The organism is Pedococcus sp. P2_A3 (genome assembly GCF_056405035.1).
Map to the genome: position 1 here is coordinate 58,141 of NZ_JBFUCW010000012.1, position 15,940 is coordinate 74,080.

Here is a 15,940-nt window from a genome sequence, read left to right on the forward strand (position 1 = left end):
ACCGTGCCACCGAGATGAGCCGGCGCCAGTACGCGCTTCCCCAGCGCGGCGACGAGCACCCCCCGGACGACACCGGGTGCACGGTGCTGCACGTCGACATGGACGCCTTCTACGCCTCGGCCTCCCTGCTCAGCCGTCCGGAGCTGGTCGGCACCCCCGTCATCATCGGCGGGGGCGGCAACCGCGGGGTGGTCCTGTCCGCGACCTACGAGGCGCGCAAGTACGGCGTCGCCTCCGCCATGCCGATGGCGCGTGCCCGCCGCTTGTGCCCCACCGCCACCGTCATCGCGCCCGACCACGCCCTCTACAGCGCGATCTCCGCCGGCGTGATGGCGACCTTCGAGACCATCACCCCGGTCGTCGAGCCCCTGTCGCTCGACGAAGCCTTCCTCGACGTGTCGGGGGCGGTCCGGCGGCTCGGCAACCCGGCCAGGATCGGCCAGCTGATCCGCGACACCATCCACGACGAGCAGGGCATCACCTGCTCGGTCGGGGTCGCCCCCACGAAGTTCGTGGCCAAGCTGGCGTCCGGGCTGGCCAAGCCCGATGGGATGGTCGTCGTACCCCGTGACGAGGTGGTGACCTTCGTCCAGCAGCTGCCCGTGGGAGCGCTGTGGGGGGTGGGCGACAAGACCGAGGAGGCGCTCCTGCGGCTCGGTCTGCACACCGTGGCCGACATCGCGCACACGCCTGTCGACACGCTGCGCCGAGCGCTGGGCGAGAGCGCCGGACCGCACCTGCACGACCTGTCGTGGGGCCGTGACCCCCGTCACGTCGAGGTGCAGCGTCGCGAACGCAGCATCGGCTCCGACGAGACCTTCGAGTTCGACGTCGACGACCCGGCCTACATCCACCGGCAGCTGCTCAAGCTCAGCGACCGGACCGCGGCCCGGGTGCGTTCGGCCGGGATGCTGGGGCGAACCGTCACGATCCGCGTGCGGTTCTCCGACTTCACGACCATCACCCGCAGCCGCACGCTGCGCGACCCCACCGATGTCAGTCGTGAGATCTTCGACACGGCCAAGGGCCTCTACGACGCCCTGGGGCTCCAGCGCGCCAGGATCCGTCTGGTGGGGGTGCGGATGGAAGGCCTCGTCGAGAGCCAGGGTGCACCCATCCAGGGCACCCTTGACGAGCCCGACCACGGGTGGCGTGAGGCCGACCGCGCCGTCGACCGGGCCAGTGCCCGCTTCGGGGCGGGCAGCGTCCGCCCCGCCAGCCTGATCAGCGACCGTGAACGGGAGCGCAGGCGCAGAGGGGAATCCGGATCGGCCGGACCTCGCCCGGCGAACGGGTAGTGCAAGACCGCCCGGCGACATATCCTGAAGAAGTCAGCGGAAGGCCACTGACCGGCAACGATGCACTCGATCGAGGCAACGATTCCGTGGCCTGACGCGTTAGTTGGGTGCACGCCGAACGTCCAGGAGGTCACCGTGCCGCTCTCCGAGCACGAACAGCAGCTGCTTGAGCAGATGGAGCAGGCGCTGTATGCCGAGGACCCCAAGTTCGCCTCGCAGATGCAGGGCGCGGGTGCGCGCGCCTCGGCCCGACGGCGGATGGCCGTCGGTGTGGTGGGAGTGGTGCTCGGCCTCGCCCTCGTGCTGGTCGGGGTGAACACGACCATGTGGATCGGTGCGATCGGGTTCGCCGTGATGGTCGGTGCAGTCGCGTTCGCTCTCACGCCCCCGCGTCGCAAGACGGCTCTCGGTACGGTCCAGCCTGACGGCACCGTGCGCCGCGCCACCCCCGGCAAGGCCCCGGGCAAGTCCAAGTCAGCCAAGTCCGGCGGGTCCTTCATGCACCGCATCGAGGAGCGCTGGGACAAGCGCCGCGACGACGGCTACTGAGTCACCCCGAGCACGACACCCCCAGCACGACGCGTCGTCAGGCGCGGCTGACCAACACGCCGATGACCCACGTCACGGCGATGGCCAGCGCAGCGAGCAGCTCGATCCCGATCGACAGGAAGACCGCCTTGAGGGCGGCTCTGGTGGACGCCCAGGCGGCACCGCGGTCCTTCGAGTGACCGAGCTCCACGAGGAAGATCCCCCCCACGAAGCCGACCGCCGCCCCCAGGACCGGGATGACGAAGAACCCCACGACGGCCAGCAGCACCGCGAGCACCAACGTCGAGCGCCGCACGCCGGCCTCGCGCAGGCGGCGCCCCGGGACGGCATACTGCAGCGCCACCCCGGCGAGGTAGATCGCGGCGCACACGCCGAACACCACCCAGCCGGTCGTGGTCCCGGTATCGAACGACCACAGGGCCACCCCGGCGAGGCACAGCAGCAGGCCCGGGATGACGGGAATGACGATCCCCACCATCCCGATCACGATCAGGACGGCGGGGACCCAGAGTGTGGCCTCCATCGGGGGAGGTCCGGCGACGACTTCTTACCGCTCCTCGAGCGGAGCCGCCGCAGGAGTCTCGTGGAGGCGCTCGGTCTCATCGACGATGTCGGCGTGCTCGCGCAGCTTCGGCAGGTGCTCGCGTCCGTGGTGGGCGCAGAACAGCAGCTCGCCCCCAGCGTGAAGGCGAGCGCGCACGTAGGCCTGGGCGCCGCAGCGGTCGCAGCGGTCGGCCGCGGTCATAGAGGGTGCCAGTGCAGTGGTCACGTCAGCCTTCCTTTCGTTGCGCCCGGAGGCGCGTTGTCTCTGATGAGACGTCCTACCCCGGACTTCGGTTGATCCATCCGGGAAATACTTTCCCGAGTGGCCCGTCCGGTGCCGTGGTCAACAGTCAAGCACGCCGCGTTCTTCCCGGGGTGTATTGGGTCGTCATGTGGGTCATCTCATGTCGCATTGGGTGATTCGTAGGTCGGGCGTCCGGTGGATGGGAAATCAGTCGTGCGAGTGGGTGCCACAGGTGTGCCGCGTGCCTGCGCGGTGACCGTGACTGGTCGGGATAGCGTGGGGCTCACCCCTGTGTGAGCACGCAGGGACGCCAGAACCCACCACAGGAGCACAGCACCGTTGGCCACCGCCACCACCGCCAAGAAGGCCGCGACTACCAAGTCGACCTCCGACTACAGCGCCCACCACCTGCAGGTCCTGGAGGGCCTCGAAGCGGTGCGCAAGCGCCCCGGCATGTACATCGGGTCCACCGACGGTCGCGGGCTGATGCACTGCCTCTGGGAGATCATCGACAACGCGGTCGACGAGGCGCTCGCCGGCGTGTGCGACCACATCGAGGTGGTGCTCTACCGCGACGGGTCGGTCGAGGTGCGTGACAACGGTCGCGGCATCCCGGTCGACATCGAGCCGCGGACCGGTCTGACCGGCGTCGAGGTGGTCTTCACCAAGCTGCACGCGGGGGGCAAGTTCGGCGGTGGGTCGTACACGGCGTCCGGTGGTCTGCACGGTGTCGGCGCCTCGGTGGTCAACGCGGTCTCGGCCCGGCTCGACGTCGAGGTCGACCGCGGGGGCAAGACGTACGCGATGAGCTTCCGCCGGGGTGAGCCGGGGTACTTCCCCGACGTCGCCACCGACGACAAGGCGCCTGACCACGAGTTCACCCCCTACGAGCGCTCCAGCGAGCTGGCCGTCGTGGGCAAGGCCAAGCGGGGCGTGACCGGCAGCCGGATCCGCTACTGGGCCGACGAGCAGATCTTCCTCAAGGACGCCGAGTTCGACTACGACGGACTGGTCGCGCGGGCCCGCCAGACCTCGTTCCTCATCCCCGGCCTGACCCTCGTCATCCGCGACGAGCGACGCAAGCCGGGCACGGCGGGGGAGTCGGGCACCCACATCGAGACCCTGGTCCACGACGGCGGCATCTCCGAGTTCGCCGAGTACCTGGCGCCGGACGCGGCCGTCACCGACGTCTGGCGCCTCCAGGGCACCGGCACCTTCACCGAGACGGTCCCGGTGCTCGACGCCAACGGGCACATGTCGCCTACCGCCGTCGAGCGCGAGTGCGCCGTCGACGTGGCCGTCCGGTGGGGCACCGGCTACGACGCCAAGGTCAGCTCGTTCGTCAACATCATCTCGACCCCGAAGGGCGGCACCCACCTCGCCGGGTTCGAGCAGGCGCTCCTCAAGGTGTTCCGCAAGCAGCTCGAGGTCAACAGCCGCCGGCTCAAGGTCGGCAGCGACAAGCCCGAGAAGGACGACGTCCTCGCCGGTCTGACCGCGGTGGTGACGGTGCGCTTGGCCGAGCCGCAGTTCGAGGGCCAGACCAAGGAGGTCCTCGGCACCAACGCGGTGCGGGCGATCGTGGCCAAGGTCGTGGAGCAGGAGCTCACGGCGAGGATCACCTCCACCAAGCGCGGCGAGAAGGCCCAGGCCGCACTGCTGCTGGAGAAGGTCGTCTCCGAGATGAAGTCGCGGATCAGCGCGCGGCTGCACAAGGAGACCCAGCGTCGCAAGAACGCGCTCGAGACCAGCAGCCTGCCCGCCAAGCTCGCCGACTGCCGCTCCACCGACGTCGAGAAGTCAGAGCTGTTCATCGTCGAGGGCGACAGCGCCCTCGGCACGGCCAAGCTGGCGCGCTCGAGCGACTACCAGGCCCTGCTGCCGATCCGCGGCAAGATCCTCAACGTCCAGAAGGCCTCCGTCTCCGACATGCTCAAGAACGCCGAGTGTGCCGCCATCATCCAGGTCATCGGGGCAGGCTCGGGTCGGTCGTTCGACCTCGACGTGGCCCGGTACGGCAAGGTCATCATCATGACCGACGCCGATGTCGACGGCGCCCACATCCGCACGCTGCTGCTCACGCTCTTCTTCCGCTACATGCGTCCCCTCGTCGAGGCCGGGCGGGTGTATGCCGCCGTGCCCCCGTTGCACCGCATCGAGGTCGTCAACGCGGGCTCGAAGAAGAACGAGCTCATCTACACCTACTCCGAGAAGGAGATGCGCACGACGGTCGCCTCGCTCGGCAAGCGCGGCAAGAACATCAAGCAGCCGCTGCAGCGCTACAAGGGCCTGGGCGAGATGGATGCCGACCAGCTGGCCGAGACCACGATGGACCCGCGGCACCGCACGCTGCGCAAGGTGACGCTCCGTGACGCCGAGGCCGCCGAGCGGGTGTTCGAGCTGCTCATGGGCAACGACGTGGCCCCTCGCAAGGACTTCATCGTCGACTCCGCAGCCGGCCTGGACCGCGAGCGGATCGACGCCTGACGGAGCCCCGTCGGGTCTGGCGTTCGCGCCCCTCCGGCGTGCCCTGGGCGCCTCTGCGGCGCTCTCCGCGGGCCGGTCCGGCACGCGGCATACGCGTGGTTTGTCGTTGCTCCGCCGCGGGTTCTGCGCCACTGTAAGGGTCGGCAGGGGCCGTGAAGGGCGGTCCCCGCGACCGAGAGTGGGTACCCCATGTCTGCGACGGCAGAAGTCGAACGGGCGGAAGACCAGACCGAGCTCAAGCGGGTGATGGGCACCAAGCTCCTGTTGCTCTTCATCGTCGGTGACATCCTCGGGACGGGCGTCTACGCCCTGACCGGCACCGTGGCGAAGGAGGTCGGGGGAGCTGCGTGGGCGCCGTTCGTGGTCGCCTTCATCGTGGCCATCATGACGGCCTTCTCCTACCTGGAGCTGGTGACGAAGTACCCGCAGGCAGCCGGAGCGGCGCTCTACACGCACAAGGCGTTCGGCATCCACTTCGTCACGTTCATCGTCTGCTTCACGGTCATGTGCTCCGGCATCACGTCGGCGTCCACGGCGTCTCGGGCCTTCGCGTCCAACCTGCTGAAAGGCTTCGGTGGCGACAGCAAGGACACCACTCTCATCCTCATCGGCGCCCTCGCCTTCATGACCCTCGTGGCGCTGGTCAACCTGCGTGGGGTCGGGGAGAGCGTCAAGGCGAACGTCGTGCTCACCCTGGTCGAGCTCTCCGGCTTGTTGCTCGTGATCATGGTCGGCTTCTACGCGCTCTTCGCCGGCAAGACGGACTTCAGCCGCACCATGGTGTTCGACAGCCCCAGCGACAAGAGCGCCTTCTTTGCCGTGACGGCGGCGACCTCACTCGCGTTCTTCGCGATGGTGGGCTTCGAGGACTCGGTCAACATGGCCGAGGAGACCAAGGACCCGGTCCGGATCTTCCCGAGGATGATGCTGACCGGGCTCGGCATCACCGGCGTCATCTACATCCTGGTCTCGTTGTTCGCCGTCGCCATCGTCCCCGTCGGGCTCCTCGGCGAGAGCGAGACCCCGTTGGTCAAGGTCGTCGAGACGGCGGCGCCCGGCATCCCGATCGAGAAGCTGCTGCCGTTCATCTCCATGTTCGCGGTCGCCAACTCCGCGCTCATCAACATGCTGATGGCCAGTCGTCTGCTCTACGGCATGGCGAAGCAGGAGGTGCTGCCGCCCTTCCTCGGCAAGGTGCACCCGAAGCGCCGGACGCCGTGGGTCGCGATCCTGTTCACGACCGCACTGTCCTTCGGCCTCATCTACTTCGTCTCCAAGGCGAGCGCCGATGCGACCGCGGTCCTGGGCGGTACCACTGCGCTGTTGCTGCTGGGGGTCTTCACGGTCGTGAACATCTGTGTGCTCGTGCTCCGCAAGGACTCCGTCGACAGCGACCACTTCGTGACACCCGCCGTGATCCCCATCGTCGCCGGTATCTGCTGCGCGTTCCTCGTCACGCCGCTGACGGGGCGCGACACGGAGCAGTACGTGGTGGCCGGGTGGCTGCTCGTGGTGGGGGTCGTGCTGTGGGCCATCACGTGGTTCGCCAACCGAACCGCGCCCTGCGGGGCAAGAAGACCTACCTGCGTGACCCGGAGGAGCTGGCCGAGCGTGAGGGAGGCGTCAACTAGCTCCCGGCGCGGCTCGGCCACCTCGTGGAGGACGTCGTGGAGGACGTCGTGACGACGGGCTCAGGACGTCGTGGCGGACTCAGACGACGGCGGCTGACTCGCGGGGGTGGCGCTGGCCGGCGGGCTGTGCCGGCGGGGGACCGGTCGAGCCCCGCACGATGAGCTCGACGTCGAGGACGTCGTCCACGACGGTGTCATCGCTGCGTCCGCGCAGGGCGTCGAGCATCATCTGGCCTGCCCGTCGGCCCTGCGCCTCAACGTCCTGGCGCACCGTCGTCAGGTCGAAGATCTCCGCGTGCACGTGGTCGTCGATGCCGATCACCGAGAGGTCCTCGGGCACGCGCAGACCGTGACGTCGTGCGGCACTCAGGACGCCGAAGGCCATCTCGTCGGACGCCGCGACCACACAGGTCGGGATGTGGGGGAGCGCGAACAGGCGGTCGGCGTGCTCGGCCGCGCCGGCTGCGGTCCAGTCACACTCGAGGGTCCACTCGGGCGGGCACACGAGGCCGTGGTCGGACATCACCTTGGCGAAGGCGTCACGGCGGTCGAACGGTGTCTGGAGGTGGGTGATCGACGCAGGCACCGTGCCGGCATAACCGATGTCGCGGTGACCCAGTTCGATCGCGTAACGCGTGGCCAGGGCCATGGCAGCGCGGTCGTCGATCCGCACCGACGGCCAGCCGGGCTGACGGTTGCCCACGGTCACCACCGGCAGACCGAGGCGGTCGAGGACGGAACGCTCGGCCGGCACGGGCGGCACGTTGAGGATGATCGCGCCGTCGGCGCGCTTCCAGAGCATGGTCTGGGTGATGGGGAGGCGGGTGTCGAAGGTGTGGCCCTCGAGGTCGCAGAGCAGGACGTGGAAGCCCTCGTCGCGCAGCACCTTCTCGATGCCGCTGACGACAGTGGCGAAGAACCACCGGTTGAAGTACGGGGTGATGACGCCCACCCCACGAGTGCGACCCGAGACCAGGCTGGTCGCGGCGGGGGAGGCGACGTAGTGCAGCTCGGTGGCTGCGGCCAGGACCCGGTCACGGGTCCGTGGGCTGACCCTGTCCACGCCGCGCAGGGCTCGGGACACGGTGGCCACGGACACGCCCGCAGCCTTGGCCACGTCGCCGATAGTGGTCATCTCCCACCTCCGCTCGAGGTCTAGACGCCGGTGTTGCGTCGCAGCCGCCAGACGAACCAGAGCGCTGCCAGGAGGACCGCGAGGAGGACGGCGGACCCTGCCGCCGACTCCCCGCGGACCTCCAGCACAACCGTCTGGACCACGGCCATGAACGCGAAGAACCCGATGATTCCGAGCAGCATGTCCAGCCGTTGGGCCCGTGCCCGTTGGCCGCCCGTGCCGCCCCCTGGGTTGAAGATTCCCATGGGTGCTGGGGGTGTCGGCTGTCGCCTAGCCCTTCACCCCTCCTGCCGTGAGGCCGGAGACGATGGCCCGCTGGAAGATGAGAACCATGATGATGAGCGGCACGGTGACGATGGTTCCCGCCGCCATGACCGCGGTGTACGGCTCCTGGTGGGGCTGGGCGCCGGTGAACTGCGCGATGGCCACCGTGACCGTCTGGGTCTTGGGAGTGGAGAACTGCGCGGCCAGGAGGTACTCGTTCCAGCTGGCGATGAACGCGAGGATGGCCGTGGTGAACAGACCCGGCGCCGCAAGCGGAAGCATGATCTTGCGGAACGCCTGGCCGGGGGTGCAGCCGTCGATCCTCGCGGACTCCTCGAGCTCCCACGGCATCTCGGACAGGAACGCCGTCAACGTGTAGATCGTCAGCGGCAGGGCGAACGAGATGTTGGGGATGATCAGCGCCTGGTAGTTGGCACCGGTCAGCCAGCCGAAGTTGGAGAACATCTGGAACAGCGGTGAGACCAGGGCCACGCCCGGGAACATCGACGCTCCGAGGATGACCCCGAGGACGGCGTACTTGCCCGGGAAGTTCAGGCGGGCCAGGGCGTACGAGGCGAAGACGCCCACCAGCAGGGCCACCGCTGTGGTGACGATGCCGATGATGATCGAGTGCCCGAGGGCGGCACCGAAGTGGTTGCCGCGGTCGGTCGAGAACGCCGTCTTGAAGTTGTCGAGCGTCACGTGGGTGGGCCACGGCGACGTGTCGAAGGTGTACCCGACGTCGCGGAACGCGGTGACGACCATCCAGTAGAACGGGGCGAGTCCCCAGATGACCAGGGCCGCGAGGCCGAAGTACATGCGGATCTTGGCGCCGCGCTCGCTCCTGAAGTGGATCTCCTGGGCCTCGGTGCGGCCACTGGTGGGAGGTGCGGTGGTGGTGGCGGTGGACATCTCAGGCTCCCGTCGAGGTGGCGTTGGCGGCGACCGGGTTGCCGGTCGCGGCATCGGGTTCCTTCTTCTTGCTCTTGGGTGGCCGTTGCACCACGTCGGCGCCGCCGAACTGGATGAACAGCCACGCCGTGAAGGCGATCAGCAGGAAGACGATCGTCGAGAGGGCAGAGGCGCTGTGGAAGCCACCGCGGATCTGTTTGATCACGAGCATCGACAGCGAGGTCGTGCCTCCACCACCGCCGGTGAGGATCGCCGGCAGGTCGTAGATGCGCAGGACGTCGAGCGTGCGGAACAGCACGGCGACCATGAGCGGCACCTTGACCAGGGGGAGGGTGATCTTGGTGAAGGTCTGCCACTTGGTGGCGCCGTCGATCTGGGCGGCCTCGTAGACGTCACCGGGGACGAGCTGGAGGCCCGCCAGGATCAGCAGGGCCATGAACGGGGTGGTCTTCCACACGTCGGCGATGATGATCGCGAACTTGGCGGCCCACGGGTCGCTGGTCCACAGCTGGGGGTTGACGCCCACGACGCCCAACAGCCGGTTGGCGATCCCGTCATAGGCGAAGATGAAGAACCAGAGCTTGGCTGTCACCGCAGTGGGGATGGCCCACGGGACGAGGATCGCGGCGCGGACCAGGCCGCGGCCCTTGAAGTCGCGGTTCATGATCATCGCGAACCACATGCCGAGGATGACCTCGAAGAAGACGCTGACGACGGTGAAGAACAGCGTCACCCAGAGGGCGCTGTAGAACTGGGCGCCGAGCGTGCCGGGCGGGCAGTCCACCTCACCGCACTTCTGCAGCAGCCAGTGCGTGTAGTTGGAGATCCCTGCGCTGCCGCCCTCGACGAACAGCCCGGTGGCGGGATCGAGACCAGCGTCCTTCTGGAAGGACAGCTGGATCGCCCGGAGCAGTGGATAGATGATGATGATGGCCAGGAACAGCAAGGTCGGCGCCACGAGCATCAGCCCCAAGCGTCCCTGTCCTGCGTTCAGCCCTTTCGACTTCTTCGGCTTCGTGCCAGTCGATCGAGGTGCTGTTGATGTGGCTGCGCTCATGCCTGCTCCTAGCCCGGGAGGTGCGTCTCAGGGTGGGTCGAGATGGTGGTCGAGAGTCCTGCGTCGACCGAGAGTGCGAAAGGCAGGGGTCCTGCAGGTGTGGGGGTGGCCCCAGTGGGGCCACCCCCACACCTTGGGATGTTGCGTCAGACCGGTCAGCCGCCGGCTGCAGCCATGGCGGACTGCATGTCCTTCACGGCCGCCTCAGGTGTCTTCTGGCCCTGGATCGCGGCGTAGAAGTTGTCCTGGATGGCCTGGGTCACCTGCGGGTAGAACGGGGTGACGGGACGGGAGACCGCGTTGGCGATGGACTCCTTGAGCACCGGGAGGTACGGGTACTTCTTGACCAGTGCCTCGTCGGTGTAGATGGACTCGATGACCGGGGCCAGCGAACCCTTCTCCATGTTGGTCTTCTGCTCCTCGGGGCTCGTGAGGAACTTCAGGAAGTCCAGGGCGGTTGCCTTGTTCTTCGAGTAGGCGCTGATGGCCGCCATGTGACCACCCAGCGTCGACGTTCCGGGGCCGTTCAGGCCGGGGAGCGGGGCGACCGCGAACTTGCCCTTGACCTTCGAGGACGCGTCCGTGCTGGCCAGGTTGTACACGTAGGGCCAGTTGCGCAGGAACAGCAGCTTGCCGTCCTGGAAGGCCGCACGGCTCTGCTCCTCCTGGTAGGTGATGGCCTGCTTCGGGATGTCGCCGTTCTTGTAGTGGTCGGCGAGCTCCTTCAGGCCCTTGGCGGCCTCGGGGGAGTCGACGGTGGGCTTGCCCGCGTCGTCGACGACCTTGGCGCCGTAGGCGTTCATCCACTCGGTGGCGTTACAGGTGCCACCCTCGTACTTGGCGAACTGTCCGGCGAAGCAGTCCATGCCGTTCTTCTTGGCGATGGAGCACATGCCCCACATCTCGTCGATGGTCTTCGGCGGGGTCTTCACCAGGTCGGTGCGGTAGTAGAGCATGGCGCCGTCGGAGGACGTCGGTGCAGCGAAGAGAGTCTTGTTGTAGGTCGCGGCCTTGATCGTCGGCTCGAGGAACCCGGTGGTCGGCAGCGCCATCTTGTCCTTGAGCGGCGTCAGCCAGCCCTTGGCGGCGAACTCAGCGGTCCAGACGACGTCGACGGAGACCACGTCGTAGCTCGGGTCCTTGGCCTGGAAGTGCTGCACCAGGTCGTCGTGCTGCTGGTCGGCCTGGTCGGACTGCTCCTTGACCGTCACCTTCTCGGTCGGGTGGGCAGCGTTCCACCGCTCGGCCTGGGGGGCCAACAGGTTGCTGTTGTCCTTGCCCTGGACGTAGGTGATCGGGCCTCGGGTCGCAGCGCCGGCGCCAGCCGTGCTGCCCGTGCCGCCGTTATCGCCGCCACAGGCCGCGGCAACGAGCGCCACGGCCACAGCTCCGGTCATCACCGTGAGGGTGCGCCGCTTGTGCATTCGAAGGGCCATACGCCCGCCTCCATCTTCTCGCGTAGCGCTGGGGCGGACTGCCTCAGCGCTGAGGTGAACCGAGTTCATGTAAACGTTTACGCTCCGTCGCCGCAATCCGAAGTCGCCGTGGTTCCGGTAACGATTGCGTAACTGGAGGGTGATCCACGCGTGACGAGTCGGAGTTTGTCCCGATCCGTCAGCCGACGAGGCTCCCGACCCAGTCCGCGACCCGCACGGGGACCTTGCCGCACGACTCGCGCAGGTCGTCGTGGGCCACGCGCTCGAGGCCGACGTGCCACACCCGCCCGTCGCGGTGCCGCACGGCATACGGGCCCTCCTCGGTGGTGGCGGGCGCGTCGGTGACGCTGAGCGCGGTGAGGTCCGTCACCCCGGCGAGCTGACGGACGAACGACTCCGCGGCCTGGTGGGGCCCGGAGAGCGGACTGCGGCCGCGGTCGTGTCGGGGGCCGAGGACCGACGTCGGCAGGTGACCCCTGGCCGCCTCGGTGAGGACGGCGGCGCTCGTCGTGGCATCGAGCCTCGCCAGGGTGGCGCCGTGCGGCAGCAGCACCCCGGTCGGGGCGAACCGGTGGCCCCCGGTGTGCGAGGCCTCCCACACCCGTCCCGGGTGTGTCGCCGCGACCTCGAGCGCCACCGGCCGCCCCCGGACGGCGCAGCACACGTCGCGGCGTCCGTTCGTGCAGAGCAGCAGGATCGGCTCGGCCGCCACCGCGCCCGGGGCGGTGGAGAGGACGCCGTCGCGGTCCCCCCGGGCCAGCGCGTCGAGGTCGACGTCGAGGAGGGTGGCCGGGTCGGTCACGGACAGCCCCAGCAGCCAGGGCGGGTCACCCGCCCAGGCGAGGTATGCCGTGTGTGCAGGGTGGTGTGGGTCGTCGGCGTGTCGTCCGGGACGGCGGATCAACGAGAGCCTGCCGCCCCGCTCCGAGCACGCCTGGGACAGCGAACGGCCTACTCCCGCAGGTAGATGCGACTCGGTGGCCGCGTCGCGTCCCCACGGGCCCGACTGCTCGAGCGCGACGAAGAAGCTGGCTCGGGCGGCTGTGCCGTAGGCGCTGACCTCGGCGCGGTCGAAGCCGACGGAGCACGCATCCGGGGCAGGGGTCGCGTGGCTGGCAGGGACTGCGCCGGTCGCCGTCACGAGAGCGGTGGACCGGCGATGCGGGCGATGGCGGTCGAGGCGGCGACACCCGAGCCGTCGCGGCGGCCGGTGGCCTCGGGGAGCTCGAGGGCCACCCCGTTGGCGGCCGCGGCACGGGCCGGGAGGGCGCCGGCCCAGGCCAGCACCAGGGTGTCCTCGCCCTTGAGGAAGCGGTGGCAGCGGACGCCGCCCGTGGCCCGACCCTTGGGTGGGTACTCCGAGTAGGGGGTGACCTTGAGGGAGCCGGGCTCGGTGCCCGGGAGCGCGCCCGAGGAGCCGGAGGACGTGACCACGATCCCGTCAGCTCCCGGGGGCACCGCACCGAAGAAGACGACCCGCTGGCCCGACCCGAGCTTGATGCCGGCCATCCCGCCGGCCGCCCGCCCCTGGGGTCGCACGGCCCCCGCCCCGAACCGCAGCAGCTGCGCGTCCGACGTGATGAAGACGAGGTCCTCGGTGCCGGAGGCCAGCTCGACGGCTCCGACGACCTCGTCGCCGTCCTTGAGCGACACGATCTCGAAGTCGGGGCGGGCGGGGTAGTCCGTCGTCACCCGCTTGACCACGCCCTGGGCGGTGCCGAGCGCGATCCCGGCCGACTCCGGGGAGACGGACACGAGGGTGAGCGGCTCCTCGCCGGCGGGCAGGTCCACGTAGGCCGCCAGCGGAGCGCCACCGGACAGGCTGGGGGCGCCGTTGGTCGGGGGTAGCGTCGGCAGCTCCAGGGCGGAGAGCCGCACCAACCGTCCACGCGACGTCACCAGCCCGACCTCACCACGCGCTGTCGTGCGGACCGCGCCCACGAGGGCGTCGTGCTTGCTGCGGGCCGAGTCCAACGGGAGGGGGTCGGCGGAACCGGTACGGGCCATCAGCCCGGTCGAGGAGAGCAGCACCCAGCACGGGTCGTCGGCGACCTCGAGCGGTGTCGTGGTCGCCGCCGGGGCGCCGGCCGACTCCAGCAGGACCGTCCGCCGGGGGGTGCCGTGGGCCTTCGCGACGTCGGCGAGCTCGGTGGAGACCGTCTTCATCAGGAGCTTCTCGTCACCGAGGATGGCTTCCAGCTCCTCGATGAGGCGCTCGAGCTCCGTCTTCTCCTTGTCGAGCTCGAGCCGGCTGAACTTGGTCAGGCGGCGCAGCTGGAGCTCGAGGATGTAGTTGGCCTGGGCCTCCGAGAGGTCGAAGACGTCCATCAGCCGGCTCCGCGCGGCCGCGGCGTCGTCCGAGGTGCGGATGACCTGGATCACCTCGTCGATGTCGAGGATCGCGATGAGCAGCCCCTCGACCAGGTGCAGCCGGTCCTGGTACTTGCCCAGCCGGTACTCCGTGCGACGACGCACCACGTCGGTGCGGAAGTCGACGTAGACCCGCAGGAGGTCCTTGAGCCCCAACGTCTTCGGCTGCCCGTCGACCAGCGCGACGTTGTTGATGGAGAAGGAGTCCTCCATGGGCGTCAGCTTGTAGAGCTGCTCGAGGACGGCGTCGGGGTTGAACCCGTTCTTGACCTCGATGACGAGGCGGAGCCCGTGCTTGCGGTCGGTGAGGTCCTTGACGTCGGAGATGCCCTGGAGCTTCTTCGACTGGACCGCGTCCTTGATCTTCTCGATGACCTTCTCGGGGCCGACGAGGTAGGGGAGCTCGGTGACGACGATGCCCATGCGGCGGGGGGAGGTCTTCTCGATGCGGGTGGTGGCCCGCGTGCGGAAGCTCCCGCGCCCGCCCAGGTAGGCGTCCCGGATCCCGTCGAGCCCGATGATGCGTCCGCCCTGGGGAAGGTCGGGACCGGGCACGAATCGCATCAGGTCGTCGAGGGAGCAGGTGGGGTTGGCGATCAGGTGGCGCGCGGCGCCGATCACCTCGACGAGGTTGTGCGGGGCCATGTTGGTGGCCATGCCGACCGCGATCCCGCTGGCACCGTTGACCAACAGGTTCGGGAACGCGGCCGGGAGCACTGCGGGCTGGAGCAGCTGGTCGTCGTAGTTGGGGATGAAGTCGACGGTCTCCTCGTCGAGGCCGGTGACCATCAGCATCGCGGCGGGAGCCAGCCGCGCCTCGGTGTAGCGGGAGGCGGCCGGGCCGTCGTCGAGCGAGCCGAAGTTGCCGTGGCCGTCGACGAGGGGCAGGCGCATCGTGAAGGGCTGGGCCATCCGGACCAGGGCGTCGTAGATCGCGGTGTCACCGTGCGGGTGGTACTTGCCCATCACGTCACCGACGACGCGGGACGACTTCACGTGACCCCGGTCAGGGCGCAGCCCCATCTCGGACATCGAGAACAGGATGCGGCGCTGCACCGGCTTGAGACCGTCACGTGCGTCAGGCAGGGCGCGCGAGTAGATGACCGAGTAGGCGTACTCGAGGAACGCCCCCTGCATCTCCTCCTCGACGTCGATGTCGACGATCCGCTCGACGTAGCTCTCGTCGGCCGGTGCTGGTGGGGTCTTGCGGGCCATGCGTGCGTGCAACTCCTCGCGGTCGTCCCCGCACGGCGCGGGGATCCCCCCAATCTTGTCTCACTGCTAGACGGTGCCCGTCCCCGACGCGCCGCTGAGCCCGCGTTCGGCTCCGCCCGTCAGCCCGTGCTGGTCCCCGAAGTGACCCCAGTGCACGACTTCGGTCGCCGTCCGGCGCGGGCGGGTGCGGCTTGAGCCCTCCGTCCGCCTGAGCTCGTGGCCCAGGGCCACGACCCCCACGATGCGTCGGTTGCCGGGTATGCCGTGGGCGTGCCGCACGGACGCGTGTCGAGCCGGCGGCACACCGAAGAACAACGCCCCCAGTCCTTGGTCGACGGCGGCCAGGAGCATCAGCAGTGCGGCCATCCCGGTGTCGACGTCCCAGTAGGGGACCGGCCAGCGCGCGGGGTCGCGGTCGGCCCAGCCCTTGTCGGGCTCGGCGTAGCGGTCGAGGTAGGTGTCGGGGTCGGAGAGGCACAGCACCAGCACCGGGGCGGCCGAGACGCCGGCCAACCAGCCGTCCGGCGCGGCGCCGGAAGGCAGCGCCGGGTCGCGGGTGGCATCCCAGAACCGGCCCCGGTCGTCGGGGTCGACGAGCACGAGGAAGTCCCAGCCCTGGCTGAAGCCGGCGCTGGGAGCCCGCTGGGCGGCATACAGGACCTGCTCCAGGGCGATGGCTGGGACCGGGCGGTCGGGGTCGAAGCGGCGCACCATGCGGCGGCGCCTCACCACGTCTGCGAACTCCATGGGGCCATCCTGTCGTGGCGGCCCGTCGTGGCGGTCGCGAGACCCGCGGGGC

At 69.2% G+C, this 15,940-nt stretch carries 13 protein-coding genes and 1 pseudogene; 4 read left to right on the plus strand and 10 right to left on the minus strand.

Translation table 11 applies throughout. From position 1 onward, the window contains the following. Positions 1 to 14 precede the first annotated feature (14 nt). Both dinB and AC1DX8_RS11245 read left to right on the plus strand, forming a co-directional pair. Positions 15 to 1,298, plus strand: coding sequence for a DNA polymerase IV (gene dinB, locus AC1DX8_RS11240; protein ID WP_477630012.1), 1,284 nt, complete (start codon positions 15 to 17; stop codon positions 1,296 to 1,298). Between the two features lie 135 nt (positions 1,299 to 1,433). Next, positions 1,434 to 1,847, plus strand: coding sequence for a DUF3040 domain-containing protein (locus AC1DX8_RS11245; RefSeq protein WP_477630013.1), 414 nt, complete (start codon positions 1,434 to 1,436; stop codon positions 1,845 to 1,847). Positions 1,848 to 1,884: 37 nt separating this feature from the next. On the opposite strand, the gene AC1DX8_RS11250 is transcribed toward AC1DX8_RS11245, so the two are convergent. Together AC1DX8_RS11250 and AC1DX8_RS11255 are read right to left on the minus strand one after the other, a co-directional pair. After that, positions 1,885 to 2,370 (minus strand): DUF456 domain-containing protein, encoded by a 486-nt coding sequence (locus AC1DX8_RS11250; protein ID WP_477630014.1) that lies wholly within the window; start codon positions 2,368 to 2,370, stop codon positions 1,885 to 1,887. Positions 2,371 to 2,394: 24 nt separating this feature from the next. Continuing rightward, positions 2,395 to 2,616, minus strand: a complete 222-nt coding sequence (locus AC1DX8_RS11255; RefSeq protein ID WP_477630015.1) for a DUF7455 domain-containing protein — start codon at positions 2,614 to 2,616, stop codon at positions 2,395 to 2,397. 357 nt (positions 2,617 to 2,973) lie between these two features. Between AC1DX8_RS11255 and AC1DX8_RS11260 the strand changes: the two genes are divergently transcribed. Both AC1DX8_RS11260 and AC1DX8_RS11265 read left to right on the plus strand, forming a co-directional pair. Next, positions 2,974 to 5,121, plus strand: a complete 2,148-nt coding sequence (locus AC1DX8_RS11260; RefSeq protein WP_477630016.1) for a DNA gyrase/topoisomerase IV subunit B — start codon at positions 2,974 to 2,976, stop codon at positions 5,119 to 5,121. A gap of 189 nt (positions 5,122 to 5,310) precedes the next feature. Then, a pseudogene (locus tag AC1DX8_RS11265) lies at positions 5,311 to 6,752 on the plus strand (APC family permease). 79 nt (positions 6,753 to 6,831) lie between these two features. Here AC1DX8_RS11265 and AC1DX8_RS11270 read toward each other — a convergent pair. The 8 genes from AC1DX8_RS11270 to AC1DX8_RS11305 all read right to left on the minus strand — a co-directional run bounded on the left by AC1DX8_RS11270 (position 6,832) and on the right by AC1DX8_RS11305 (position 15,888). Next, positions 6,832 to 7,887 carry a LacI family DNA-binding transcriptional regulator gene (locus AC1DX8_RS11270; protein WP_477630017.1) on the minus strand — a complete coding sequence of 352 codons (1,056 nt, stop codon included), beginning with the start codon at positions 7,885 to 7,887 and terminating at the stop codon, positions 6,832 to 6,834. A gap of 20 nt (positions 7,888 to 7,907) precedes the next feature. Then, positions 7,908 to 8,069, minus strand: a complete 162-nt coding sequence (locus AC1DX8_RS11275) for a hypothetical protein (protein WP_477630018.1) — start codon at positions 8,067 to 8,069, stop codon at positions 7,908 to 7,910. An 88-nt stretch (positions 8,070 to 8,157) separates the two neighbouring features. Beyond that, positions 8,158 to 9,063, minus strand: a complete 906-nt coding sequence (locus AC1DX8_RS11280) for a carbohydrate ABC transporter permease (protein WP_477630019.1) — start codon at positions 9,061 to 9,063, stop codon at positions 8,158 to 8,160. 1 nt (position 9,064) lies between these two features. Beyond that, the gene (locus tag AC1DX8_RS11285; protein ID WP_477630020.1) at positions 9,065 to 10,120 is read right to left on the minus strand and encodes a carbohydrate ABC transporter permease; all 1,056 of its coding nucleotides are present in this window, start codon (positions 10,118 to 10,120) and stop codon (positions 9,065 to 9,067) included. 155 nt (positions 10,121 to 10,275) lie between these two features. After that, a complete protein-coding gene (locus AC1DX8_RS11290) occupies positions 10,276 to 11,544 on the minus strand; it encodes an ABC transporter substrate-binding protein (protein WP_477630071.1) in 1,269 nt (422 codons plus the stop codon). 190 nt (positions 11,545 to 11,734) lie between these two features. Next, positions 11,735 to 12,697: a sucrase ferredoxin gene (locus AC1DX8_RS11295; RefSeq protein WP_477630021.1), complete on the minus strand. Its 963-nt coding sequence runs from the start codon at positions 12,695 to 12,697 to the stop codon at positions 11,735 to 11,737. After that, complete coding sequence (locus AC1DX8_RS11300; RefSeq protein ID WP_477630022.1) at positions 12,694 to 15,141, minus strand: DNA gyrase/topoisomerase IV subunit A; 2,448 nt, start codon at positions 15,139 to 15,141, stop codon at positions 12,694 to 12,696. The genes AC1DX8_RS11295 and AC1DX8_RS11300 overlap by 4 nt, the downstream gene beginning before the upstream one ends. A 66-nt stretch (positions 15,142 to 15,207) precedes the next feature. Then, a complete protein-coding gene (locus AC1DX8_RS11305; RefSeq protein ID WP_477630023.1) occupies positions 15,208 to 15,888 on the minus strand; it encodes a nitroreductase family protein in 681 nt (226 codons plus the stop codon). Positions 15,889 to 15,940 lie beyond the last annotated feature (52 nt).

Bases quoted from the DNA above. Each gene is read 5' to 3' on its own strand.
- dinB (WP_477630012.1), top strand. From the start codon at position 15: ATGAGCCGGCGCCAGTACGCGCTTCCCCAGCGCGGCGACGAGCACCCC.
- AC1DX8_RS11280 (WP_477630019.1), bottom strand. From the start codon at position 9,063: ATGTCCACCGCCACCACCACCGCACCTCCCACCAGTGGCCGCACCGAG.
- AC1DX8_RS11305 (WP_477630023.1), bottom strand. From the start codon at position 15,888: ATGGAGTTCGCAGACGTGGTGAGGCGCCGCCGCATGGTGCGCCGCTTC.
- AC1DX8_RS11275 (WP_477630018.1), bottom strand. From the start codon at position 8,069: ATGCTGCTCGGAATCATCGGGTTCTTCGCGTTCATGGCCGTGGTCCAG.
- AC1DX8_RS11290 (WP_477630071.1), bottom strand. From the start codon at position 11,544: ATGCACAAGCGGCGCACCCTCACGGTGATGACCGGAGCTGTGGCCGTG.
- AC1DX8_RS11300 (WP_477630022.1), bottom strand. From the start codon at position 15,141: ATGGCCCGCAAGACCCCACCAGCACCGGCCGACGAGAGCTACGTCGAG.
- AC1DX8_RS11285 (WP_477630020.1), bottom strand. From the start codon at position 10,120: ATGAGCGCAGCCACATCAACAGCACCTCGATCGACTGGCACGAAGCCG.
- AC1DX8_RS11250 (WP_477630014.1), bottom strand. From the start codon at position 2,370: ATGGAGGCCACACTCTGGGTCCCCGCCGTCCTGATCGTGATCGGGATG.
- AC1DX8_RS11270 (WP_477630017.1), bottom strand. From the start codon at position 7,887: ATGACCACTATCGGCGACGTGGCCAAGGCTGCGGGCGTGTCCGTGGCC.